The organism is Aquabacter cavernae (assembly GCF_003993795.1).
Classification (GTDB): domain Bacteria; phylum Pseudomonadota; class Alphaproteobacteria; order Rhizobiales; family Xanthobacteraceae; genus Aquabacter; species Aquabacter cavernae.
In genome coordinates, this window is sequence record NZ_RWKV01000003.1 from 263,495 (window position 1) to 286,932 (window position 23,438).

Annotated in this window: 23 protein-coding genes and 1 tRNA gene; 9 read left to right on the top strand and 15 right to left on the bottom strand. The window is 67.7% G+C overall.

The window, feature by feature from the left end; translation table 11 throughout:
* Positions 1-21: 21 nt before the first annotated feature.
* The 5 genes from EJJ38_RS03020 to groES form a co-directional block, all read right to left on the bottom strand.
* A complete protein-coding gene (locus tag EJJ38_RS03020; protein ID WP_127088632.1) occupies positions 22-1,662 on the bottom strand; it encodes a branched-chain amino acid ABC transporter ATP-binding protein/permease in 1,641 nt (546 codons plus the stop codon).
* Positions 1,662-2,552, bottom strand: a complete 891-nt coding sequence (locus EJJ38_RS03025) for a branched-chain amino acid ABC transporter permease (protein ID WP_127088633.1) — start codon at positions 2,550-2,552, stop codon at positions 1,662-1,664. The genes EJJ38_RS03020 and EJJ38_RS03025 overlap by 1 nt, the downstream gene beginning before the upstream one ends.
* A gap of 93 nt (positions 2,553-2,645) precedes the next feature.
* The gene (locus EJJ38_RS03030) at positions 2,646-3,794 is read right to left on the bottom strand and encodes an ABC transporter substrate-binding protein (protein ID WP_127088634.1); all 1,149 of its coding nucleotides are present in this window, start codon (positions 3,792-3,794) and stop codon (positions 2,646-2,648) included.
* Positions 3,795-4,182: 388 nt separating this feature from the next.
* On the bottom strand, positions 4,183-5,820 hold the full coding sequence (gene groL / locus EJJ38_RS03035) for a chaperonin GroEL (protein ID WP_127088635.1): 1,638 nt from the start codon (positions 5,818-5,820) through the stop codon (positions 4,183-4,185).
* Between the two features lie 48 nt (positions 5,821-5,868).
* The gene (gene groES / locus EJJ38_RS03040) at positions 5,869-6,156 is read right to left on the bottom strand and encodes a co-chaperone GroES (protein ID WP_127088636.1); all 288 of its coding nucleotides are present in this window, start codon (positions 6,154-6,156) and stop codon (positions 5,869-5,871) included.
* Positions 6,157-6,581: 425 nt separating this feature from the next.
* Between groES and EJJ38_RS03045 the strand changes: the two genes are divergently transcribed.
* Positions 6,582-7,094 (top strand): hypothetical protein, encoded by a 513-nt coding sequence (locus EJJ38_RS03045; RefSeq protein WP_127088637.1) that lies wholly within the window; start codon positions 6,582-6,584, stop codon positions 7,092-7,094.
* 65 nt (positions 7,095-7,159) lie between these two features.
* On the opposite strand, the gene EJJ38_RS03050 is transcribed toward EJJ38_RS03045, so the two are convergent.
* On the bottom strand, positions 7,160-8,065 hold the full coding sequence (locus EJJ38_RS03050; RefSeq protein ID WP_127088638.1) for an NAD(P)-dependent oxidoreductase: 906 nt from the start codon (positions 8,063-8,065) through the stop codon (positions 7,160-7,162).
* Positions 8,066-8,254: 189 nt separating this feature from the next.
* Here EJJ38_RS03050 and EJJ38_RS03055 point away from each other — a divergent pair, with 189 nt between their 5' ends.
* Complete coding sequence (locus tag EJJ38_RS03055) at positions 8,255-9,313, top strand: LacI family DNA-binding transcriptional regulator (RefSeq protein ID WP_127088639.1); 1,059 nt, start codon at positions 8,255-8,257, stop codon at positions 9,311-9,313.
* Positions 9,310-10,098, top strand: coding sequence for a TrmH family RNA methyltransferase (locus EJJ38_RS03060; protein WP_127088640.1), 789 nt, complete (start codon positions 9,310-9,312; stop codon positions 10,096-10,098). The genes EJJ38_RS03055 and EJJ38_RS03060 overlap by 4 nt, the downstream gene beginning before the upstream one ends.
* Before the next feature lie 17 nt (positions 10,099-10,115).
* On the opposite strand, the gene EJJ38_RS03065 is transcribed toward EJJ38_RS03060, so the two are convergent.
* Positions 10,116-11,012, bottom strand: coding sequence for an N-formylglutamate amidohydrolase (locus EJJ38_RS03065; RefSeq protein ID WP_205666088.1), 897 nt, complete (start codon positions 11,010-11,012; stop codon positions 10,116-10,118).
* Between the two features lie 23 nt (positions 11,013-11,035).
* Between EJJ38_RS03065 and EJJ38_RS03070 the strand changes: the two genes are divergently transcribed.
* Positions 11,036-11,875, top strand: a complete 840-nt coding sequence (locus EJJ38_RS03070; protein ID WP_127088641.1) for a transglutaminase-like domain-containing protein — start codon at positions 11,036-11,038, stop codon at positions 11,873-11,875.
* Between the two features lie 80 nt (positions 11,876-11,955).
* On the opposite strand, the gene EJJ38_RS03075 is transcribed toward EJJ38_RS03070, so the two are convergent.
* From EJJ38_RS03075 to EJJ38_RS03100, 6 genes are all read right to left on the bottom strand, one after another.
* Positions 11,956-12,453 carry a peptide deformylase gene (locus tag EJJ38_RS03075; protein ID WP_127088642.1) on the bottom strand — a complete coding sequence of 166 codons (498 nt, stop codon included), beginning with the start codon at positions 12,451-12,453 and terminating at the stop codon, positions 11,956-11,958.
* Positions 12,454-12,460: 7 nt separating this feature from the next.
* The gene (locus EJJ38_RS03080) at positions 12,461-13,174 is read right to left on the bottom strand and encodes an ABC transporter ATP-binding protein (protein ID WP_127088643.1); all 714 of its coding nucleotides are present in this window, start codon (positions 13,172-13,174) and stop codon (positions 12,461-12,463) included.
* The gene (locus EJJ38_RS03085; RefSeq protein WP_127088644.1) at positions 13,171-13,917 is read right to left on the bottom strand and encodes an ABC transporter ATP-binding protein; all 747 of its coding nucleotides are present in this window, start codon (positions 13,915-13,917) and stop codon (positions 13,171-13,173) included. The genes EJJ38_RS03080 and EJJ38_RS03085 overlap by 4 nt, the downstream gene beginning before the upstream one ends.
* The gene (locus EJJ38_RS03090; RefSeq protein WP_127088645.1) at positions 13,914-14,843 is read right to left on the bottom strand and encodes a branched-chain amino acid ABC transporter permease; all 930 of its coding nucleotides are present in this window, start codon (positions 14,841-14,843) and stop codon (positions 13,914-13,916) included. The genes EJJ38_RS03085 and EJJ38_RS03090 overlap by 4 nt, the downstream gene beginning before the upstream one ends.
* A complete protein-coding gene (locus tag EJJ38_RS03095) occupies positions 14,840-15,760 on the bottom strand; it encodes a branched-chain amino acid ABC transporter permease (RefSeq protein WP_127088646.1) in 921 nt (306 codons plus the stop codon). Before EJJ38_RS03095 ends, EJJ38_RS03090 begins: the two co-directional genes overlap by 4 nt.
* Before the next feature lie 65 nt (positions 15,761-15,825).
* The gene (locus EJJ38_RS03100; RefSeq protein ID WP_127088647.1) at positions 15,826-17,019 is read right to left on the bottom strand and encodes an ABC transporter substrate-binding protein; all 1,194 of its coding nucleotides are present in this window, start codon (positions 17,017-17,019) and stop codon (positions 15,826-15,828) included.
* A 320-nt stretch (positions 17,020-17,339) separates the two neighbouring features.
* Here EJJ38_RS03100 and mnmA point away from each other — a divergent pair, with 320 nt between their 5' ends.
* The 5 genes from mnmA to cytX all read left to right on the top strand — a co-directional run bounded on the left by mnmA (position 17,340) and on the right by cytX (position 21,258).
* On the top strand, positions 17,340-18,512 hold the full coding sequence (gene mnmA / locus EJJ38_RS03105) for a tRNA 2-thiouridine(34) synthase MnmA (protein ID WP_274704717.1): 1,173 nt from the start codon (positions 17,340-17,342) through the stop codon (positions 18,510-18,512).
* Between the two features lie 147 nt (positions 18,513-18,659).
* Positions 18,660-19,304: a class I SAM-dependent methyltransferase gene (locus EJJ38_RS03110; RefSeq protein ID WP_127088648.1), complete on the top strand. Its 645-nt coding sequence runs from the start codon at positions 18,660-18,662 to the stop codon at positions 19,302-19,304.
* Positions 19,305-19,409: 105 nt separating this feature from the next.
* A tRNA-Met gene (locus EJJ38_RS03115) sits at positions 19,410-19,486 on the top strand.
* A gap of 27 nt (positions 19,487-19,513) precedes the next feature.
* Positions 19,514-19,705 (top strand): hypothetical protein, encoded by a 192-nt coding sequence (locus EJJ38_RS03120; protein WP_127088649.1) that lies wholly within the window; start codon positions 19,514-19,516, stop codon positions 19,703-19,705.
* A gap of 266 nt (positions 19,706-19,971) precedes the next feature.
* The gene (cytX, locus tag EJJ38_RS03125) at positions 19,972-21,258 is read left to right on the top strand and encodes a putative hydroxymethylpyrimidine transporter CytX (RefSeq protein ID WP_127088650.1); all 1,287 of its coding nucleotides are present in this window, start codon (positions 19,972-19,974) and stop codon (positions 21,256-21,258) included.
* 78 nt (positions 21,259-21,336) lie between these two features.
* Here the strand turns inward: cytX and EJJ38_RS03130 are convergent, their stop codons facing one another.
* Positions 21,337-21,519: a YegP family protein gene (locus EJJ38_RS03130; protein WP_127088651.1), complete on the bottom strand. Its 183-nt coding sequence runs from the start codon at positions 21,517-21,519 to the stop codon at positions 21,337-21,339.
* A 109-nt stretch (positions 21,520-21,628) separates the two neighbouring features.
* Entirely contained in the window at positions 21,629-23,434 is a 1,806-nt protein-coding gene (lepA, locus tag EJJ38_RS03135) for a translation elongation factor 4 (protein ID WP_127088652.1), read from the bottom strand.
* Positions 23,435-23,438 lie beyond the last annotated feature (4 nt).

A 23,438-nucleotide genomic window follows, 5' to 3' on the forward strand; every position in this document is an offset into this window, starting at 1 on the left:
AGGCGGCTCAGGGGCGTGGTGTCATGCATGGGCGGCCTCGCTGCCGAGATAGGCCTCGATGACGGCCGGGTCGTTGCGGATCTCCTCGGGCGTGCCGTGGCTCAGCACGCGGCCGAAATTCATCACCCAGACGGTCTCGGCGATGGACATGACCAGCTTCATGTCGTGCTCCACGATCACGATGCGGCACGCGAAGGCCTCCGCCAGGTGCCCCAGCAGGGCCCCCAGGCGTTCCTTCTCGGCGCTGTTGAGGCCCGCCGCCGGCTCGTCCAGCAGCAGCACGACCGGCCGGGCGGCGAGGCCGCGGGCGATCTCCACCAGCCGCCGGTCCAGCAAAGTGAGGCGATCGGGCGGCAGGCCCCATGCGGCTTGGTCGAGCCCGGCAGCGGCAAGGGCCCGCTCGGCCCGCGCGCGGGCCAGGGCGCCGTCGGGCGTGGCGGAGCGTGCCGCCAGCATCACGTTGCGATAGACGCAGAGGTGGCTGAACAGGCGCACGCCCTGGAAGGTGCGGGCGATGCGCGCCTTGAACACCTGGTCCGGGCGCAGGCCCACCAGGTCCCGGCCTTCCAGCCGGATCTGCCCGGCCTGCGGCCGGATCAACCCCGTGAGCACGTTGAAGAAGGTGGTCTTTCCCGCGCCGTTGGGGCCGATCACCGCGCTGATGCCCGGCGTGGTGGGAATGGTCATGCCGACGCCGTCGAGCGCCGCGATGCCGCCGAAACGCACGCAGATCCCGTCCACCACCAACGGCCCGGCAGCGGTGGCCACGGTCGGCGCCGGAACCCCGGTGACGGCGCGGCGCGGCGCCCCGCCGGAAGGCAGGCCGAGCCATCGCTTCACGGTGGCGACAGTGGCATGGGTGATGAGGCCGGACGGCCGAACCGCCAGCACGGCGAGCGTCGCGGCCCCCATGAAGAGCAGCCGGTAGTCCGCGAGGCCCCGCACCATTTCGGGCACGCAGCCGAGGATCAGGATGCCCGCCACTGCCCCATAGAAGCGGTCCAGTCCGCCGAACACGATGGGAAGCTGGAGGCTGATGAGCAGGGCGAAGCCGAAATCATCCGGCCGGATGAAGAGCACATAGTGGGAATAGAGCCCGCCTGCGAGCCCGCCCAGCCCCCCGCCCATGGCGAAGATGGTGAGCTTGGTGGCCACCAGCGGGACGCCCATGACGGGAACGATCAGTTCGTCGTCGCCGATGGCGGTCTTGAGCTGGCCGAGGCGGGCGCGGTCGAACAGCCAGAAGCCGACGAGGATGACCAGCGCGAGCCCCGCCACCAGGGGCAGGGTGGTATGGGCGGGAATGCCGACAAGGCCCCCCGAGCCGCCCACCGCGCTCACATTGTTGAGGATGATGCGCAGCGCCTCGGCGAAGCTGAGGCTGAAGATGGCATAGGCGAAGCCCGCGAGGCGCACGCGGGTCGCCAGCGCATCCACCACCACCGCGCCGAGCGCGCCGGCGAGGGTGCCTGCCAGCAGTGCCAGTTCGAACGGCACGCCCCAGTCGCGGGTGAGGAGGGCGCTCACATAGGCGCCGAGGGCGAAATAGCCCGCAATGCCCACGTCGAGCTGCTTCATGGAGAGCGGCATGTAATGGCCGAGCGCGGCGATCAGATAGATGAGCTGGATGGTCGCGAAGGCTTCGAGGGATCCGGTACCCATCACACGCGCTCCACCGGGCGGCGCCCCAGCAGACCTGCGGGACGGAAGGTGAGGATGAGGACCATGGCCGCGAAGGCGAACAGATCCCGGTAGGAGGTTTCGAGATATCCGGCGGCGAGAGCCTCCACGAGGCCGAGCAGAAGGCCGCCCAGCACCGCTCCGGGCACGCTGCCCAGGCCCCCGAACAGCACCACCGCCAGCGCCTTGAACTGGAGATGCTCGCCCACATAAGGATCGATGGCCGGCAGGGTGAGGCCGAGCAGGACACCCGCCGCTCCCGCGAGCGCCGAGGCGACGGCCACCGTCTGCGCGGACACCGCCTTTACCCGAACGCCCAGCATGGCGGCGATGGTGGGATTATCCGCCACCGCCCGGATGGAGCGGCCCATCCAGGTGCGCTGGACCAGGAGAGTGAGCGCGACCACGAGCACCAGCGTCACCACCATCACCGCCAGCTGGCCTACGGTCAGATGCAGCTCGATACCGCCCAGGTGGAACCGCAGCAGCACTGCCGCCGCGCCCGTGGGATAGGAGATGGGCTGTCCGTGCTGGACGGAGAGGCGCAGCGTTTCCTGGATCACGGTGGCGATGGAAACGGTGGTCACCAGGGAGATGAGGTGGTTCTGGCCCGCCACCGGCCGCAGGGCCACGCGCTCTACCACCAGCCCCATGAGCGCCGCGCCGACAGTGCCGAGCGCAAGGGCGAGCGGGATGCTGCCGCTCCAGTCCAGGGCGAACAGGCCCAGATAGGCGCCCACCACCAGCACGGCGCTGTGGGCGAGATAGACCACGCGCAGCACGCCGAAGATCAGGGTGAAGCCAACGGCCACGAGCGCGTAGCCGGCGCCGATCGTCAGCCCGTTGACGAATTGCTGAAGAAAAATCTGCATGGAACGTCAATCCGCTCGAAGCGACGGGATCGGGCACGGCGCGGCCGGGATGTGGCCCGGCCGGTGCCCAAGCAAGCGAGGCGGTGCGGGCGGCTAGTCGGCCGCGACCTTCTGCGGCTTGCCGTCATGGAAGACGAGCACGGTCACGGGTTTCACCGCATAGCCCTGGGGCGTGATGGACATGGGGCCGGAAATGCTCTTCCAGTCCTTCAATGCCGCGAGGCGGTCGACCAGGGCCTTGCGGTCGGCCGCCTGATCCTTGCCGGTGAGCTTGCCCTCCTCCACCATTTCCTTGACCAGATAGACGAGGTCATAGGCTTGGGTGGCGAGCTGGGTGGGCGCGCGGCCGTTATTGCGCGCCTTGAAGGCCTCCACGAACGCCACGACGCGCGGGTCGGTGGAGGAGGTGGGGTCGAACTCGGTATAGCGATAGACCCCTTCCAGGGTCTCGGCACCGGCAGAGCTGATCAGCGGCGTGAAGGCCGACTGGGTGATCAGCACCTTCGCGTTGGAGCCGGTCCGCTTCAGTTCCTTAAGCACGCTGAGCGCGCCCTTGTCGGTGGTGGAAAGCACCACGAGGTCCGGCTCCTGGCCACGGATGCGGGTCACCACGGGACTGAAGTCCAGGTCGGACGCGCTGATGCTATAGGTCTGGGTCTCCACGCCCTTCTCCTTGAGCGTGCGCTCGGCGATGGTGCCCTGGTCGTTGGCGGCGGCATCGCCGCGGTCCACCACCACCACGGCCTTCTTCGCCTTGAGGCGGGACACCAGCAACTCCACCGCCTGGGGCGCGATGATGGGCGCGGGGCTGGCATAGGTGAAGGTCCAGGGACGGTTCTTGTCCGTGAGGCCGGAGGCTGCCGCCGAGGAGGAGATGGAGGGGCAGCCGAGGCCGTTGGCCACCGGGAAGGCCACCTGCGCCTCGTTGGACATGCTCGGTCCGAGCACGGCGAAGGAATTGCCGCAGGCCTGGCGCACGAGGCTCACCACCTGGCCGTTATTGCTCTGGGTGTCGAGCACGGCGAGGTCGATCTTGCGCCCGCCCGCGCCGCCAGCGGCGTTGATCTCGTCCTTCGCGATCTCCATGCCGAGCCGGAACTCGACGGAATAATTCGCGTAGGGTCCGGTCAGTGGCAGCAGGGTGGAGAGCTTGAGGTCGTCGGCCCGCGCAGGCAGGGTCTGAAAGGCTGCGCCGGCGAGAGCGCATGACAAAGCGATCGCCGAAAGGCGAGATATGGCCATTGGTTTCCTCCCGGGTTGTGGGCAGGCGGTCCGCCGGTTTGGTCGTCCGCCCTTATCCTGCCGGGTGCCGGGACCAGGGCGTGGGACACCCTGGAACCAGGACGCCAGGAGCGCCCTTCATTTCATTCCGATTTCAGAAAACCATTCCGTATTTGGGTTCTCGTGTCAAGGCGTCGCATCGCAATGATCCGGAGGCGCTGACCTGAGGGAGTAGTGCCGGTCGGGCGTGGCACATGAACGAGACATGGGCTTGAAATGCGAAAGGGCGCGGCTTCCGCCGCGCCCTTCGATTTTGAGCAGGAAAATGGACTTCCTCAGAAGTCCATGCCGCCACCGACGCCGGCGTTGCCGGCTTCGGCTTTGAGAACTGTTGGTCGGATGGACTTCCTCAGAAGTCCATGCCGCCCATGCCGCCGCCCGGCATGGCCGGAGCGCCGCTGTCCTTCTTGGGCAGGTCGGCAACGAGAGCCTCGGTGGTCACCAGCAGGCCGGCCACGGAAGCCGCGTCCTGGAGAGCGGTGCGCACCACCTTGGCCGGATCCACGACGCCGGCCTTCACGAGGTCGCCATACTCTTCGGTCTGCGCATTGAAGCCGAAGTTCGGGTCGGTGGCCTCGAGGACCTTGCCCACCACGATGGAGCCTTCCACGCCAGCATTCTCGGCGATCTGGCGGATGGGGGCCTCAAGGGCGCGCAGCACGATCTTGATGCCCGCGACGATGTCGGGGTTCTCGGCCGAGATGGCCTCGACGGCCTTCTTGGCGCGGAGCAGAGCGACGCCGCCGCCGGGGACGATGCCTTCTTCCACCGCAGCGCGGGTGGCGTTCAGCGCGTCGTCAACGCGGTCCTTCTTCTCCTTGACCTCAACCTCGGTCACGCCGCCGACGCGGATCACCGCGACGCCGCCCGCGAGCTTGGCCAGGCGCTCCTGGAGCTTCTCGCGGTCGTAGTCCGAGGAGGTCTCCTCGATCTGCGCCTTGATCTGCGCCACGCGGGCGTCGATCTCGGACTTCTCGCCGGTGCCGTCAACGATGGTGGTCTTCTCCTTCTCGAGGATCACCTTCTTGGCGCGGCCGAGCATGTCGAGGGTGACATTCTCAAGCTTGATGCCGAGGTCCTCGGAGATGACCTGGCCGTTGGTGAGGATGGCGATATCCTCAAGCATGGCCTTGCGGCGATCGCCGAAGCCGGGGGCCTTCACGGCCGCGACCTTCAGGCCACCGCGCAGACGGTTCACCACGAGCGTGGCGAGCGCCTCGCCTTCCACGTCCTCGGCCACGATCACCAGCGGCTTGCCGGACTGAACGACGGCCTCGAGAACCGGCAGGATGGGCTGGAGGCCCGAGAGCTTCTTCTCGAAGATGAGGATGTAGGGGTCTTCCATCTCGGCGACCATCTTTTCCGCATTCGTGATGAAATACGGAGAGAGGTAGCCGCGGTCGAACTGCATGCCTTCCACGACATCCAGCTCGGTCTCGGCGGTCTTGGCTTCCTCGACGGTGATGACACCCTCGTTGCCGACCCGCTGCATGGCGCCGGCGATCATCTCGCCGATGTCGGAATCGCCGTTGGCGGAAATGGTACCGACCTGGGCGACTTCCGAAGAGGAAGACACCTTCTTGGCCCGGGCCTGGATGTCCTTGAGGGCCGCGGCGACGGCGAGATCGATGCCGCGCTTCAGGTCCATGGGGTTCATGCCGGCGGCAACCGCCTTGGCGCCTTCCTTCACGATGGCCTGGGCCAGCACGGTGGCCGTGGTGGTGCCGTCGCCGGCCAGGTCATTGGTCTTGGAAGCGACTTCGCGAACCAGCTGGGCGCCGAGATTCTCGAAGCGGTCTTCCAGCTCGATCTCCTTGGCGACGGTGACGCCGTCCTTGGTGATGCGCGGGGCGCCGAACGACTTCTCGATGACCACATTGCGGCCCTTGGGGCCGAGCGTCACCTTCACCGCATTGGCGAGGATATCCACGCCGCGCAGCAGCTTCTCACGGGCTTCGCCCGAAAATTTCACGTCCTTGGCAGCCATGTGCCGTCTCCTAAATCAGGAAAAAGGGAAAGGCGGAGGGAGCGATGCTCAGGCGACGACGCCGAGAATGTCGCTTTCCTTCATGATCAGGAGGTCCTGACCATCGATCTTCACTTCGGTGCCGGACCACTTGCCGAACAGCACGCGATCTCCAGACTTCACGTCGAGGGCGACCAGTTCGCCCTTCTCGTTGCGGGCGCCGGGACCCACGGAGACCACCTCGCCCTCCTGGGGCTTTTCCTTGGCGGTGTCGGGGATGATGATGCCGCCGGCCGTCTTCTGCTCGGCTTCGATGCGCTTCACGACGACGCGGTCGTGCAGGGGGCGGAAGGACATGGGCCTGATCCTCTCGATTATCTTCGGGCCATGGCGCAGGGTCTCCCACGCCTTTGGCACTCCCTTTTCCAGAGTGCCAAGCTGCGGCAGGGAGATATGGACCCGCCCCGCTTACGTCAAGGGCGCGATCCTTACCTTTGTGTAAGGGATCGTCCGCTAGTCTTGATCTGAACGGGGTGAGGCGGGGCGCTTTGGGCGGCCCGGCGGATCGACGCAGGGGCCGTCAGGCTCTATGGTTCGATCCGGCACGGTCCGTTTCGCCGGGGACGCGCAGCTTTCGGCGAAGCGGGACGCGCGCTCGCTCAGGAGCGGGGGGCGGCCCCTCCGGCGTGGTGGACGGTCGTGGACCGTTCCCGGCGTCGGGCACTGCCTCCGGCGCCTTTCCACCTGAATGCGAGGCCCCAGCGCCGGCTCGGAGTGTGTGAATGCCTGTGTCCTTCCTCAAGTCCGCCCAGGCCGCGCGGCCCTCGCGTGCGGTGCGCCGGTCCGCCTTCGGTCTGGCGGCGCTCGCCTTGATCCTGGCCGGCTGCGCCTCCGAACCGCCGCCGCCGCCCGTGCCGGCGATCCCCCAATTCACCAGCCCCATCCCCGCCTCGGCGCTGGTGGGCCGCTACGGCCTTGCCGCCTATCACAGGCCGGAGGACGCGGTGCGCACCGAGAACCAAGCCAAGGCCCAATGCTCGAACCCCTACATCATCACCGCCGGCCCCAATGGCGGCGTGATGATGTATCTGGCGGATGATACCAAGCTCACCGAAGTGATCTCCAAGCAGGTGCCCGGCCAGCCGGTCTTCATCGGCCCGCCCGAGGATCCCGCCGGCGGCGATCGTGACCGGCAGGTGGTGAGCTTCAACGGCAATGTGCTGGCGCTGAAGTGGGTGGACCCGGAAGTGGCCCGCCGCTACGGCACCATGGTCTATGTGCGCTGCCCGGGCTGACCGGTAAAACCGGCTGGGTGAACTGATGGCGGAATGGGACGACCTGTTGGTCGTCCCCGGTCGGCTCACTCCTCCTGCGGCACAGGGCCGAGGCTGACCCCATTGAGGGTGGCCACCACGTCCGAGATCTGCGGGACGTTCCAGGCGCCGTGGCCCAGGCCCTCGGCGGCGGCGTAGATGTTCTTCACGCTCGCCCCCACGAAGTTCGCCGCGCCCGTGGCGCTGGCGAGATTGTTCACGTAGCGCATGTCCTTATGGGCATTGGACAGCGTGAAGCGGTGGGCGTTCACGTCCCGCTCCAGCACATATTTCATGTAGGTCTGGTAGAAGCCGCAATCCATGCGCGAGCCCCGGATCACGCTGTCGAAGGTCTGCGGCGTCACGCCCACCTTGGCGGCCAGCGCCAGTGCCTCCGCATAGATGGCGCCATAGCCCAGCGACAGGAAATTGTTGAGCAGCTTCATGGTGTGGCCCGCGCCCGGCGCGCCCACATGGACGGTGCGCGCGGCAAAGGCGGCGATGGCGGGCGCGATGCGGGCGAAAGCGTCCGGCTCCGCCCCCACCATGGCGGACAGCGTGCCCTCCGCCGCATTGGCCGGGGTTCCGCCCAGCGGGGCGTCGCACATCTGGATGCCCAGCGGCTTCAGTTCCGCATGGAGCGCCATGGTCAGGGTGGGCTCGGACGTGGAGCAGTCCACGATATGCAGGCCGCTTGCCGCACCGTCCACGAGGCCGCGCACCAGGGGCTCCACCTGCGCCGCACCGGTGACGCACAGGAAGACGATGTCGCTGCGGGCAGCCAGATCCTCTGGGCTTGACGCTTCCGAAGCGCCCCGCGCCACCAGATCCTCCACCGGCGCCCGGTTGCGATGGCCGAGAACGGTGAGCGCAAAGCCCTTTTCCAGAAAATTCCGCGCCATGCCGTGGCCCATGAGGCCGACACCGATGAAGCCGATCCGCGCGCGTTCCATGATTGCGACACCTCCCTGAACCCTTCCAGCCGGGCGTGGAGCCCGGCCGCCACGCCTTTGGCGACGTGGATTAAATCGTTTAGCATGAGGCTTGTGCCCCCGCGAGGCCCGCAGCGGTCGGGCGCGGCCCGGCGATCAATTGCCAGCGGGGTCGCGCATCCTTACAAGGCGAGGGGCAGGGGAGGGGCGATGGACGGGGACCGAATCTCGGCCGGTGGAGGCAAGGTGACGCTGCAGCGCCTCGCGGTGGAACTGGGCCTGTCCACCGCCACGGTGTCCCTGGCGCTGCGCGACAGCCCCGTGGTGGCGGAGGAGACGCGCCTGCGGGTGCAGGACGTCGCCCGTGCGCGCGGCTATGTGGCCAATCGCGGCGCGGCCTCGCTGCGCACGGCGCGCACCAACATCATCGGCGTCGGCCTGCACGACATCATCAATCCCTCCTTCACCGAGCTTCTTGCAGCGCTGGAAGAAGCGCTGTCCGCCGCGGGCAAGACTGTCCTGCTGGGGGTGGGCCAGGAGGACGTGACGCGCCAGACCCGTATCCTCGGCACGCTCGCGGAATACCGGCCCGACGCCTTCATCGTCTCCCCCGCCGCCGGAACCGGCGTGGACGATCTGCGCGCGCTCGCCATTTCCGGCATCGCGGTGGTGCAGGTGACGCGGGAGGTGGAAGGCTCCGGCTTCGATTTCGCGGGCTCGGACGACGTGACCGGCGTGTCGCTCGCCGTGTCCCATCTTGTGGCGCTCGGCCACCGGCGTATCGCCATGATCGGCGGCTTCGACGCGGCCTCCACGGGCCGCCGCCGTCTTGAGGGCTATCAGGCCGGCCTCGCCGCCCACGGCCTTGCCTATGATCCCACGCTCTGGGCGTCCGGGCGCGGCACGCGCGAGCATGGAAGGTTGGCGGTGGAAGCATTGTTGCGGCTTCCCGATCCGCCCACCGCCGCCGTGTGCTTCAACGATCTGTGCGCCTTCGGGGCCCTCATGGGCATCCAGGCGGCCGGGCTCACAGCGGGCGCGGACTTCTCCATCGTCGGCTATGACGATATCGGCGAGGCCGCCCTCTGGCATCCCGCCTTGACCACCGTCTTCACCCGCATTCCCGAATATGGTGTCGCCGCCGCCAAGCTGGCGCTCGCCCGCATCGCGGATCCCCAGCGCCCCATGGAGCGCACGGTTCTGGAGCCCCATCTGGTGGTGCGCGCCTCCACGGGCCCTGCGAAGTCGGCAAAGCATCGCGCCGGATGATGCAGTCCGTCACCGATCCCGGCGATCCGCGGGTCGCCGGTTTCCTGTCCGTGCGCGAGCGCGATCTCGTCGGACGGCAGGGCCTGTTCATGGCGGAGGGCGAGGTGGTGCTGCGGCTCGTCGCCGGACGGCCGGACCACATTATCCGGTCCGTCCTCCTGTCGGAGGCGAGCGCCCGGCGCCTGTCCGACCTGCCTGACCTGGGCGATGCACCGGTCTATGTGGCCGCGCAGGACGTGATGGATGCCATTGCGGGCTTCCATATCCATCGCGGCATCCTCGCCTTGGTGGAGCCGCCGCCCGCTCCGCAGGTCGAGGCGCTGCTGGCGGGCCTGCCGGCGCGGGCGCGCGTGGTGGGGCTTTGCGGCATCGCCAATCACGACAATATGGGCGGCATCTTCCGCAACGCCGCCGCCTTCGGGGCACATGCGGTGCTGCTGGACGCGGCCTGCTGCGACCCACTCTACCGCAAGGCCATCCGCGTGTCGGTGGGGGCCTGTCTCACCGTGCCCTTCGCCCGCGTCGCCGACGGGGTGGCCATGGTGCGGCTGCTGGAGGGGGCGGGGGTCGAGGTGGTCTCGCTGAGCCCGTCCGGCACCATGGCGCTCTCCGCCTATGTGCCCGCCGCGCGCACGGCCGCCCTGTTCGGCACGGAGGGGCCGGGCCTTCCGGCGGACATTCTCGCCGCCACCCGCACCGTCTCCATCCCCATGGCGCCGGGCTTCGACAGCCTGAACGTCGCCACCACCAGCGGCATCGTCCTGCATCATCTGGCGGGTGAATGACGCCTCCGGCGGGGGCGCTATCCCTTGCAGGAGAGGGGCGAGACTCGCTCTTTATCGCCCTCTAAACGTGCCAGGGCACGCGGCAGGGCGTCGGCGAGGCGTGCGGCCCAGACCGCCTGATCTTCCGGCCGGGCGATGAGATCCTGCCGGATCTCGATGCCCACATGGAGGATGCCCCGTTGCTCGCCGTGCACCGGGATGGTCCAGTCCGTCGCGTCACCCACATCGTATGGCTCATTGTCGCCGACGGTCAGGTCGCCCTGCCGGTGAAGTTCCGCGAGCAGAGCGTGCGCGAGCCGGCTGTCGCGGTGATGGAGGACGCCGACCTGCCACGGGCGTCGGATGCCGTCGAAGACGGGCGTGAAGCTGTGCATGGCGATAAGGACCACGGGACGGCCTGCCGCCTGTCGGCGATCCAACTCCGCGGCGATGCGCGCATGGTAGGGGTGAAAAATCTCGGCCTCCCGCGCCCGCCGCGCGGCTGCATCGAGGCCCTGGTTTCCGGGCACGAGAGTGCCGTCGCTGACTTCGGGAATGGATTGTGGCGTGCCCGGCGGCCGGTTGCAGTCGATGACGAGCCGGGAATAGTTCTGTTGTATCACCGCAGTATCGAGTAGGTCTGAAAGAGACCGGCAGGCTCCGGCAATGCCGAGATCCCACGCTATGTGGCGCTCTTGGTCCGCCACATTGAGGCGAAGCCTGCCCGATGAGCGTGGAAACGCATTGCCCGCATGGTCCGCGACGATAAGGAACGCGGATCGGCCATCTGCATTGAGCACCGAGACCGGCGACATGTCCTGCGCCGCCAACAAGCAAGAAATTCCGTTCACGTCAGGGCACCCTTCCGCCGCAAGCCATGCGCTTAAGGCGCGATATGTCCAGTTGCACGCACCATAACCGATCCTGCGGGCCATGCCCGCGCACCCTTGAGGTCCCCATGCTTATCCGTGCCGGCTACGAGATTACCTATGAGTGTCCCCAGCCTGCCCCCATGATTCTCACCTTGAGCGTGCACCCTTCTCGCATCGGGGATCTGGTGAGCCTCGACCGGGCATTGTTTGATCCGCTGATCGTGGCCAACACCTATCACGACAGCTTCGGCAATTTTTGCCACGTCATCGAGGCCCCGGCCGGCCGGATCACCATGCACACGGATTTCGTCATCCGTGACAGTGGCCTTCCCGACGCGGTGGCTCCGGATGCGCCCCAGCACGCGCTCGGTGACCTGCCGGTGGATGTGCTGATGTTTCTGCTGGGCAGCCGCTATTGCGAGACGGATCGGCTGAGCAATATCGCCTGGTCCAAGTTCGGGCATGTGCCCAAGGGCTGGCCGCTGGTGCAGGCCATCTGTGATTTCGTCCACAATCACATCACCTTCGGCTATGCCCATGCGAGCCCGCTGAAGACGGCGTTCGACGCCTATACGCAGAAGAAGGGTGTCTGTCGCGACTTCGCCCATCTCGCCATTACGCTCTGCCGCTGCATGAACATCCCGGCGCGCTACTGCACCGGCTATCTCGGCGACATCGGCGTGCCGCCGGATCCGGTGCCGATGGACTTCAGCGCCTGGTTCGAGGTCTATCTGGGCGACCGCTGGTACACGTTCGATGCGCGGCACAATACGCCGCGCATCGGCCGCATCCTCATGGCGCGGGGGCGCGATGCCACCGATGTCGCCATGGTGACATCGTTCGGACCGTCGAAGCTGGTCAGCTTCAAGGTGGCGACGGTGGAGCAAGACGTGAAGGAAGGAAACCACGGGCTCGCGGGGGTGTGATCCCGCTCTGGGTCACGACTGTCGATGGGTTCCAGCTTCCTCCTCGCAGAGAGCGAGAGCCGGTCGCGCCGGGCGTTTGATCAGCGCTGCGCCTTCAGCTTGGCGTAGCGCTTCACCACCCGCTCGCGCTTGAGGCGGGACAGGCGCTGGAGCCAGAAGATGCCGTCCAACTGGTCGATCTCGTGCTGGTGGCAGACGGCGCGGAACCCGTCCGCCGCTTCCTCGCGGGGGGTGCCGTCCAGGTCCCGGAAGGCGATGCGGACCTGGGCCGCCCGCTCCACCTCCTCGGTGGCGCCGGGCATGGAGACGCTGCCCTCGATGTGGCGGATGCGTTCGGGGGCTTCCCACAAAAGCACCGGGTTCACATAGGTGCGGATGTCTCCCGGCTCCAGTTCCAGCAGATAGAGCCGCAGCGGAACGCCGATATGGCACGCGGTGATGCCGACCCCCGGTGCCGCGCGCATGGTGTCCAGCAGGTCGGCGGCCAGGGTGGCGAGGTCGGCGTCGAAATCCGTCACGGGCGCGGCGGGGGCGGTCAGGCGGGGATCGGGATAGGAGACGAGGGGGCGGACGGCCATGCCTTCCTCACACCGACAGGTATTGGGCCCGCACCTGCGGGTCCGTCGCAAGGTCGGCGGGGGTGCCGGAAAACACCACGCGCCCCTTCTCCACCACGGCGATGCGGTCCGCCAGGGTGGCGAGAATGTCCACATGCTTGTCGATGATGAGCAGCGACAGGCCCTCCGACCTGAGGCGCCGCACCGCCTGCCAGATGTCCGCCCGCACCAGCGGCGCGAGGCCCTCCGTGGCCTCGTCCAGGATGACGAGGCGCGGATTGGTCATGAGGGCGCGGCCGATGGCGAGCATCTGCTGCTCGCCGCCCGAGAGCCGGTTTCCGAAATGGCGCCGCCGCTCGGCAAGGCGTGGAAACAGGCCATAGACCCGCTCCAGCGTCCAGGGCGGGAGGTCCGTCCGGGGCGGGGCGGAGGTGGCGACGAGGTTTTCCTCCACCGTGAGGGTGGGGAAGATCTGGCGTCCCTCCGGCACAAGGCCGATGCCTGCCTGGGCGACGCGATGGGCCGGGGCGCCGGTCATGTCGGCGCCGCCGAGGCGCACGGTTCCCGCCTCCGGGCGCAGCAGGCCCATGATGGTGCGCACGGTGGTGGTCTTGCCCATGCCGTTGCGGCCCAGCAGGGCCAGCACCCCGCCTTGGGGCACTGAAAGGTCCACGCCGAACAGGACCGGCGTTCCGCCATACCCCGCCTTCAGGCCGGACACCTCCAGGAGCGGGGGGCTCATGCCTCGTCTCCCAGGTAGGCGGCCCGCACGGCCGGGTCGGCGCGTACCTCTTCCGGCGCGCCGGAGGCGATGACGCGGCCCGCCACCAGAACACTCACCCGGTCGGCCAGCCGGAACACGGCGTCCATGTCATGCTCAACCAGCAGGATGGCGCAGTCGGCCTTCAGGCGCGCGATCAGATCCACCATGGCGCGCCCTTCGTCCGGCCCGGTACCCGCCATGGGCTCGTCCAGCAGCAGCAGGCGGGGCTTGAGCGCGAGGGCCATGGCCAGTTCCAAAGCGCGCTTCTCGCCATGGCTGAGCACGGCGGCAGGGCGCTCCGCCCGGTCCGCGAGGCCAACCCGCGCCAGCAGCGCCTTTGCCTCTTCCCCACGCCGCCGCTCGGCGCCGGGCATGGGCAGCAGGCGGAAGGAGGGGCCGCTCGCGCCTTGCAGGGCCAGCGCCACATTCTCCCGCGCGCTGAAGCCCGGCACCACGGAGGTGATCTGGAACGAGCGGGCGAGGCCCGCCTGTGCCCGGCGATGCACGGGCAGATGGGTCACATCCGTTCCGGCGAGGCGGATGGTGCCCCCGTCCGGGCGCACCTCTCCGGCGATGAGGGAGATGAGCGTGGTCTTGCCCGCACCGTTGGGGCCGATCAGGGCGTGGATCTCGCCCGGCACGGCGTCGAGGTCCACCCCGTCGGTGACGGCCAGGGCGCCATAGGATTTGCGCAGGCCGCGCACTTCCAGCAGCGCGCTCATGCCCGCCTTCCCCGCCAGCCGCCCGCCAGCACCAGCAGCACCAAAAGCGGCCCGAACAGGATGCGCCAATGCTCGGTGAAGTTGGAGAGGCTCTCTTCCACCAGGATCACGCCCACCGCACCGAGGATGGCGCCGCCAAGCCGCCCCATGCCCCCGGCCCGCAGCGCCGAGGCGGCCATGCCGCCTGCCACCACCATGACGATGATCTCGGCCGAGCGATGCCAGGAGAGGAAGGCGGGGGAGACGAATTCCGTGAGATTGGCCAGCAGCGCTCCCGACAGGCCCGCGAAGGCGCCCGCCAGCCCATAGGCCACGAGGCGATAGGGATAGGGATCGATGCCGAGCGCCCGCACCCGCCGCTCATTCTCCTTGGATGCCTTGAGCACCCGGCCGAAGGGCGAGGCGAGGAAAAGCGCGCAAAGGCCGGTGGCGGCGGCCAGCAGCCCCAGCGTCACATAATGGAAGGTGAGTGGGCTCTTCAGCCAGCGCTGGCCGGCAATGGTGGAGCGGGCGGCGAGCGTCAGCCCGTCATCGCCGCCATAGGCGGACAGGCTCTGGGTCACGAAGAAGGCCATCTGTCCGAAGGCCAGGGTGATCATGATGAAATAGACGCCGCGCGTCTTCAGGCAGATGGCGCCGGTCAGGAGGGCGAACAGTCCGGCGGCGGCCATGGCGACGGGGAAGGCGACGAGCGCGTCGCGGGTGCCTTCCTCCATGAGGATGCCTACCCCATAGGCGCCGATCCCCATGAGGGCCGCATGGCCGAACGAGACGAGGCCGGCTCCGCCCAGGATGAAATCCAGGCTCATGGCGGCAAGCGCGAAGATCATGGCGCGCGCCACCAGGGACAGCGTGTAATTGTCCGCGCCCAGCGGCACCAGGGCGAGCGCGGCCAGGACGGCGAGGGTGAGGGCGGCGGCTCTCATGCCGGCGCCGGAAACAGGCCGCGCGGGCGGAAGAAGAGGATGCCGGCCATGAGCAGGTAGACGCTCATGGACGCAAGCGCGGGCCCCGCCTGGGTGGCGTCCGAAGGGGGGAGCACCAGCTTCAGCAGGTCGGTGAGGAAGGAGCGGCCCAGCGTGTCGATGAGCCCCACGAGCAGTGCGGCCACGAACGCCCCCCGGATGGAGCCGATGCCGCCGATGACGATGACCACGAAGGCGAGGATGAGCAGCCCGTCGCCCATGCCCGGCTCCACGGAGAGGATGGGCCCGGCCATGGCGCCCGCGAAGGCAGCGAGCATGGCGCCGAAGGCGAACACCTTGGCGAACAAGGCGGTGATGTCCACGCCCAGCGCGGAGACCATGGGCGCGTTGGTGGCGCCCGCCCGCAGCAGCATGCCCGAGCGGGTGCGCGTCACCAGCACATAGAGCCCGCCCGCCACCAGAAGGCCCGCCGCCAGAAGGGCGAGGCGGTAGACGGGATAGTTCAGCCCGTCCATGAGGCGGATGGAGCCGGAGAGCGCCTCGGGCATGGGGATGGAGAGGGGCGCGGCGCCCCAGATCATCTTGACCGCCTCGTTTACGAACAGGATGACGCCGAAGGTGGCAAGCACCTGCTCCAGATGGTCGCGCCCATAGAGCGGGCGGATGACGAGGCGCTCCAGCACCAGGCCCAGCACCAGCGCCGCCACCAGCGCCAGGGGCAGGCCCAGCCAGAAGCTGCCCGTAAGCGCCGTGGCCGTGACCATGAGATAGGCGCCCAGCATGTATTGCACGCCATGGGCGAGGTTGATCACGTCCATGACCCCGAACACCAGGGTAAGCCCCGCCGCCACCAGGAACAGCAGCACGCCGAGCTGGAGGCCGTTCAGGACCTGGACCAGAAGAAGGGTGGTGGACATGAAGACCTTGTGCTCATTCCCTCCCCCGCAAGCGGGGGAGGGCGTTCATCGTGCGAAACCCACCCTCACTTCATCTCGCACTTGACGGCATAGACGTCGCCGTAATTGGAGAACACCTTCTCGTCCACCATGGTCTCCACCTTGCCGTCGGGGCGCTTGCCCACCTTCACGAGGTAGAAGTCCTGGATGGGGAACTGGTTGGTGTTGAACTTGAAGTTGCCGCGCACGGACGCGAAGTCCGCCTTCTTGAGGGCCGCGCGCACGGCCTCCTTGTCGGAGAGCTTGCCGCCGGTGGACTTGATGGCGCTGTCGATGAGCTTCGCCGCGTCATAGCCCTGTGCCGCGTACAGCGCGGGAATATAGCCGTATTCCTTCTCAAACGCGGCTACGAACGCCTTGTTCGCGGGAACATCCAGGTTCGGCGCCCAGGGCGCGCCGGAATAGAAGCCGAGCGCCGCCTCGCCGGTGGCGGGCAGCGTGGTCTCGTCCACGGTGAAGGCGGAGAGGAAGGGGATGGTGTCGGCGAGGCCCGCCTGGCGATACTGCTTCACGAGATTCACGCCCATGCCGCCGGGCATGAAGGTGAAGAAGGCCTCGGGCTTGGCGGCGGCCACCTTGGCAAGCTCGGCGGAGAAGTCGAGCTGGCCGAGCGGGGTGTAGATCTCCTCCACCACCTCGCCCTTGTAATGGCGCTTGAAGCCGGCGATGGCATCCTTGCCCGCCTGATAGTTGGGCGCCATCAGGACAACCTTCTTGAACCCCTTCTGCTGGGCATACTGGCCGAGCACTTCGTGGTTCTGGTCGTTCTGGTAGGAGGCCGAGAAGAAGTAGGGCGAGCAGCCCGCTCCCGCGATGGTGGAGGGGCCGGCATTGCCGGAGATGAGGAAGGTCTCGTTGGCGGTGACGGGCTTGGCCACCGCGCCCATGACGTTGGAGAAGACCACGCCGGCGACGAAGTCCACCTTGTCGCGCTCCAGCAGGCCCTTCACCTTTTGCACCGCCACGTCCGGCTTCAACTCGTCATCCACCACGATGACCTCGGTCTCCTGGCCGCCGAGCTTGCCGCCCATCTCCTTGACCGCCAGCAGGAAGCCGTCGCGCATATGCTGGCCCAGCACCGCCGAGGGGCCCGACAGGGTGGAGACGAGGCCGACCTTCACCGGGTCCGCGGCCGCCACGCCGGGCAAGGCGGTCATGGGAAGCACCATCGCCAAAGCCGCAGCGACACCCGCGCGGCACAGTTCCCGACCCGACACCATGGCTGAAGGCCCCTTCTTGATTATCGATGCGGCACCGTCGCATTGCCGCGCCCCGGCCACAAGGCGGAAGGGAGGGCAGCTACGCGCGCGGCGCATGAGCGGGCGCCGCCGCTGGAATTGCGCCGGTACGCCTCGTTCCTGTATTAATAGGGTCGAGGGACGGGAACCATAGGCCCGCATGCCCTCGCGCACGGAAATCCGGAGGTTTGTCGCCGGCGGCCCGCGTGACACCCACCGGATGCCTGCCTGACGTCAAATCGCTCGATACACCAAGCCACTCGACACGTAAGCCACTTGATACGCATGAGCTTCGACACACCGTGACCCTCGACGAGATCATCGCACTTCCCGGAGACCCGGCCGCCACGCGCGTGGTGGTTGCCATGTCGGGCGGCGTGGATTCCTCCGTGGTGGCGGGGCTGCTGAAGCGCGGCGGCTATGACGTGATCGGCGTCACCCTCCAGCTCTACGACCATGGCGAGGCGGCCCATCGCAAGGGCGCCTGCTGCGCGGGGCAGGACATTTACGACGCGCGCACCGTGGCCGAGACGCTGGGCATCCCCCATTACGTGCTGGATTATGAGAGCCGGTTCCGGGAAGAGGTGATCGAGCGCTTCGCGCAGAGCTATGCCTCCGGCATCACCCCCATTCCCTGCGTGGACTGCAACCGCACGGTCAAGTTCCGCGACCTGCTCGCCACGGCCGAGGACCTGGGCGCGGCGGTGCTGGCCACGGGCCATTATGTGTCGAGCCGCGCCTTGCCCGGCGGCGGGCGTGCCCTCTACCGCGCGGCCGAGACGGCGCGGGACCAGAGCTATTTCCTCTATGCCACCACCAAGACGCAGCTGGACATGCTGCGCTTCCCCCTCGGCCATATGAAGAAGGCGGACGTGCGGGCGCTGGCCCTGGAGCTGGGCCTGCCCGTGGCGGACAAGCCGGACAGCCAGGACATCTGCTTCGTGCCCGGCGGGGATTATGCCCGCATCGTGGAGCGCCTGCGCCCCGAGGCGGGGGAGGCGGGCGACATCGTGCATCTGGACGGCCGGGTGCTCGGTCGCCATCGGGGCGTGATGCATTACACCATCGGCCAGAGGAAGGGCCTCGGCATCTCCACGCCCGAGCCGCTGTTCGTGATTTCCATCGATGCGGCGCGGCGCGAGGTGAAGGTGGGCCCGCGCGAGGCGCTGGCGGTGCGCGCCCTTGAGGTCACAGACGTGAACTGGCTGGGCGCGGATCCGTTCGAGGTGGCCTGCGCAGCGGGGCTCGACCTTCATGTGAAGGTGCGTTCCACCCGCGCGCCCGTGCCCGCCCGGCTCGGCCGGGATGGGGCGGGCATTCCCGTGGTGCTGCTCGCCCAGGGCGAGGAGGGCGTCGCGCCGGGCCAGGCCTGCGTTTTCTATGACGGCGAGGGGGATGGCGCGCGGCTGCTGGGCGGCGGCACCATCCTGCGTTCGCTTGCCATGAGTGCCCCGGCACCCGCCCGCGTGGCGTGAGGCGGGGAGGGGAGAGGGGCGGTGCGGTCAAACCCGTGGGGCACGCATCGCTGCGCGCCTGGGGAGCGATGATCGCCCTATCAAAAGTTTCAAGACTGATTTACCCGTCAGGGTGGTCCGGATGGACAGGGGCGAGGGCTGGGAACGATGGCGGTTCAATACGATCTCGAAGGCCAGAAGCGCGCCTATGCCAAATGGGCGCCCATCTATGATTCGGTCTATGTGAAGCTGCTGGCGGACGCGCAGCGCAAGGCGGCTGCGGCTGCGGCGGCCTGCGGACCGGACATTCTGGAAGTGGGCGTCGGCACCGGGCTGGTCCTGCCCTATTACCCGAAGGCTTGCCACGTCACGGGCATCGACCTGTCCTACGACATGCTCCGCAAGGCGGTGGACAAGAAGGTGCAGCGCCACCTCACCCAGGTGTCGGGCCTCGTCGCCATGGATGCCTGCAAGCTGGGCTTCCGGGATGAGAGCTTCGATGCGGTGACGGTGCCCTTCGTCATCACCCTGGTGCCGGACCCGGAAGGCGCGCTGGACGAGATGCGCCGTGTCCTCAAGCCCGGCGGCGAGATCATCATCGCCTCCAAGCTCGGCGCCAATGAGGGGCCGGTGATGCAATTCGAGCAGGCGCTGGCGCCCATCGTGAAGAAGGTGGGCTGGAGCATCGCCTTCAAGTCGTCGCGCCTCTCCAACTGGGCCGGACGCTATCCCGACATGGAGATGGGGGAGATCGTCCCGGTCTTCCCGGCGGGTTTCTTCAAGCTGGCGCGCATCCGCAAGAAGCGGCGCTGAGCCCGGCGGGGGAAAGACCGTACGGGATGCGCGGCCTTTCTTGACACCCGGTACCGCCCGCCCCTATATGCCGTCCTCCCGCGTGGGTGGTCTTCGCCCCGCCGTGGCAGCGTAGCTCAGTTGGTGAGAGCGCCGGATTCATAACCCGGAGGTCGGCGGTTCAAATCCGCCCGCTGCTACCATCTCTCCCTTTTCCGGTCTTCTGCTTGATGGTGTCATCAAGGCGGCTCACGCCGGTGATCGGCTGTGCGCTGCGCGTGGCGACCAGTGGCGTCGTCCAGGCAGTGGACCGCTGGATCGCCTTCGGTCTTCAGGCGGCCGCGTGCGCTCCTGCCGTGCTGGTGACCACCGCCATCGGCAACCAGGCATGGGCCGTTAGAGCATTTCCGAGCGAAGTGTGAAGCGGTTCGCGTGAAGGAAGTGCGTAAAAACAAAAAGTTAGAGTGTTTCAGCGCTTCCATGAAAAGCTGAAACACTCTAGGCGGCGGGCGTCGCCTTGTGCCTGCTGGGCGTCAAGATCCTCATCGAGCACCTGACCGCCTGACGGCACGCAGAGCGGCGGGCACCCTGGAGCCTCTCCGATCTGCGCGGAAAGGCTCGACTTTGCCGGCAACCGGAGGCAAGGGGAGAAGACACTCTCTACCCTTCTCCAGCCGCGACGCGAGCCATGGACGCCGATACTCCGAGCTATGATCCCCTTCGGCCGGTAGCCCCCGCGCGCCGGGTCTTCACGGCGCGCGACATGTTCGCCTTGTGGTTCAGCCTCGGCATTGGCCTGCTGGTGCTCCAGGCGGGCGCGCTGCTCACCCCGGCGCTCAGCCTCGGCACGGCGCTGGGGGCGATCCTGGCGGGATCGGTTCTGGGCGTGGTCCTGCTGGCGCTGGCGGGCGTGGTGGGCGCGGATTCCGGGCTCGCCTCCATGGCCATGCTCCGACCGGCACTTGGGGTGCGCGGCGCGTCCGTTCCCGCCGTCATGAACGTGGTCCAACTCGTGGGCTGGGGCGCGTTCGAGATCATCGTCATGGGTGATGCAGCCGATGCCCTGGCGAAGTCCGCCTTCGGGGTCTCGGCGCCCGCCGCCTGGACGCTCCTGTTCGGTGCGCTGGCCACCGGCATCGCGGTGCTGGGGCCGGTCTCCTTCGTGCGGCGCTTCCTGCGTGCCTACGGCCTCTGGCTGCTGCTGGCCGCCGCCGCATGGCTGACCGTGCGCCTGTTGGCCACCCATGATCTCGGCGAGTTGTTTTCCCGCCCGGCCCAGGGCGGCATGAGCTTCGGCGGGGCGGTGGATCTGGTGGTGGCCATGCCTTTGTCCTGGCTGCCCCTGATCGCCGATTATACCCGTTTCGGCCGCAACCCCGGCGCCATGTTCCGGGGCAGTGCGCTGGGCTTCTTCGTGGCCAATGTCTGGTTCTATGGGCTGGGTGCCGCCTATGGGCTGGCGGCCGGGGGCGATGTGTCGCTGGTGGTGGCCCTCGCCACGGCGGGCAGCGGGCTGGCGCTTCTGCTGATCCTTCTGGACGAGACCGACAACGCCTTCGCGGACATCCATTCCGCCGCCGTCTCCGCCGCCACCCTGACGCCGGGGCGCGTGCCGCTCATGACGCTCGGCTTCGGCATCGTCTGCACGCTGATCGCGCTCGCTTTGCCGCTGGCCCAGTATGAGGGCTTCCTGCTGCTCATCGGCTCGGTGTTCGCGCCGCTGTTCGGCGTGATGCTGGCGGACCATTTCCTGGTCCGCCGCCGGGTGGTGGCTGCGGACGACATCGACCGCAAGGGCGGCGCCTATTGGTTCGCGGGCGGCTGGAACCCGGCGGGTATCGGCGCCTGGGCGGCGGGCATCGTCGCCTTCCATCTCATCGCCGCATGGCTGCCGGGGCTCGGCTCCACGGTGCCGTCGCTGCTGCTGGCCGGTGCCGTCTATCTGGCGGCGCGGAGCCTGGGCGGCGGGAAATAGGCACTAGAAGGCGACCTCCCGAAGGAAGCGGCGGCCTTGCCTTGGGCGCCATCGGCGGGTGAAACCGCCCGTGGCGGATCAGCCGGTGGTCTTGTCGTCCACCTTGGCGTCGGGCGCGTTCTTCTTGATGGATTCGATGGCGGAGAGGGCGGACGCCTTGGCCTTGTAGCCCTCGGAGGCGAACATGGTCTCGCCATTGGACGCCTTGTAGCGGAACCGGAACTCGCCCGCTTTGTCCTTATAGACTTCGAACGTCGCCATGATGTGCATCCATCCGGGAAGTGGCCCACCCGGATCAGTCTGCCTCATTCGCGCGGCGAGGGTAAAGCTGAAGTTGTGCTGCGCCGCCGCACGCGCATTGCCTGCGGGCTCAATCGTCCATCTTGAGCGCGGCGATGAAGGCTTCCTGCGGGATCTCCACCTTGCCGAACTGGCGCATCTTCTTCTTGCCCTCCTTCTGCTTGTCCAGAAGCTTGCGCTTGCGGGAGATGTCGCCGCCATAGCATTTGGCGGTCACGTCCTTGCGCAGGGCCTTGATGGTCTCGCGGGCGATGATCTTGGCGCCGATGGCGGCCTGGATGGGGATCTGGAACAGATGCTGGGGGATCAGGTCCTTCAGCTTCTCGCACATGGCACGGCCACGGAACTCCGCGCGGGTGCGGTGCACCAGCATGGAGAGCGCGTCCACCGGCTCGGCATTCACCAGCAGCGACATCTTCACGAGGTCGCCTTCGCGATAATCGGTGATGGTGTAGTCGAACGAGGCATAGCCCTTGGAGATGGACTTCAGCCGGTCGTAGAAATCGAACACCACCTCGTTGAGCGGCAGGTCATAGGTGACCATGGCGCGCGCGCCCACATAGGTCAGCTCGATCTGGTTGCCGCGCCGATCCTGGCAGAGCTTGAGCACCGCGCCGAGATAATCGTCCGGCGTGAGGATGGTGGCGCGGATCCAGGGTTCGCGGATCTCCTTGATCTTCACCACGTCCGGCATGTCGGCCGGATTGTGCATCTCGATCACGCTGCCGTCGTTCATCTCCATCTCGTAGATGACCGAGGGGGCGGTGGCGATGAGGTCGAGGTTGAACTCGCGCTCCAGCCGCTCCTGGATGATTTCCAGGTGCAACAATCCCAGGAACCCGCAGCGGAAGCCGAAGCCCAGCGCCGCCGAGGTCTCCATCTCGAAGGAGAAGCTGGCATCGTTGAGGCGCAGCTTGCCCATGGCGGCGCGCAGATCCTCGAAGTCCGCCGCATCCACCGGGAACAGGCCGCAGAACACCACCGGCTGGGCCGGCTTGAAGCCCGGCAGCGCCTCCGCGCAGGGGCGCTTCTCCTCGGTGATGGTGTCGCCGACGCGGGTGTCCGCCACTTCCTTGATGGAGCCGTTGAGGAAGCCGATCTCGCCGGGGCCGAGATTCTCCATGGCCACCATCTTGGGCGTGAACACGCCGACGCGGTCCACGTCATAGGCGGCATCCGCGCGCATCATCTTGATGCGCATGCCCTTCCTGAGCACGCCGTCCACGATGCGCACGAGCACGACCACGCCCAGATAGGTGTCGTACCAGCTATCCACCAGCAGCGCCTTCAGGGGCGCCTCGCGGTCGCCGGTCGGGGCGGGCAGGCGGGCGACGATGGCCTCCAGCACCTGGTCGATATTGAGCCCGGTCTTGGCCGAGATGCCGATGGCCTCGGACGCATCGAGGCCGATCACGTCCTCGATCTGCGCCTTCACCTTCTCCGGCTCGGCGGCGGGCAGGTCGATCTTGTTGAGGACCGGGACGATGTCGTGATTGTTGTCGATGGCCTGGTAGACGTTGGCCAGCGTCTGCGCCTCCACGCCCTGGGAGGCGTCCACCACCAGCAGCGAGCCCTCCACGGCGGCCAGCGAGCGGTTCACCTCATAGGCGAAGTCCACATGCCCGGGCGTGTCGATGAGGTTGAGGACGTAGGTCTGCCCGTCCTTCGCCTTGTAGGAGAGGCGCACGGTCTGCGCCTTGATGGTGATGCCGCGCTCGCGCTCGATATCCATGTTGTCGAGCACCTGGTCCGTCATCTCGCGTTCCGACAGCCCGCCGGTGACCTGGATCAGCCGGTCGGCGAGTGTGGACTTGCCATGGTCGATGTGCGCGACGATGGAGAAGTTGCGGATATGGGTCTGGATGCTCGCGGTCATCCGC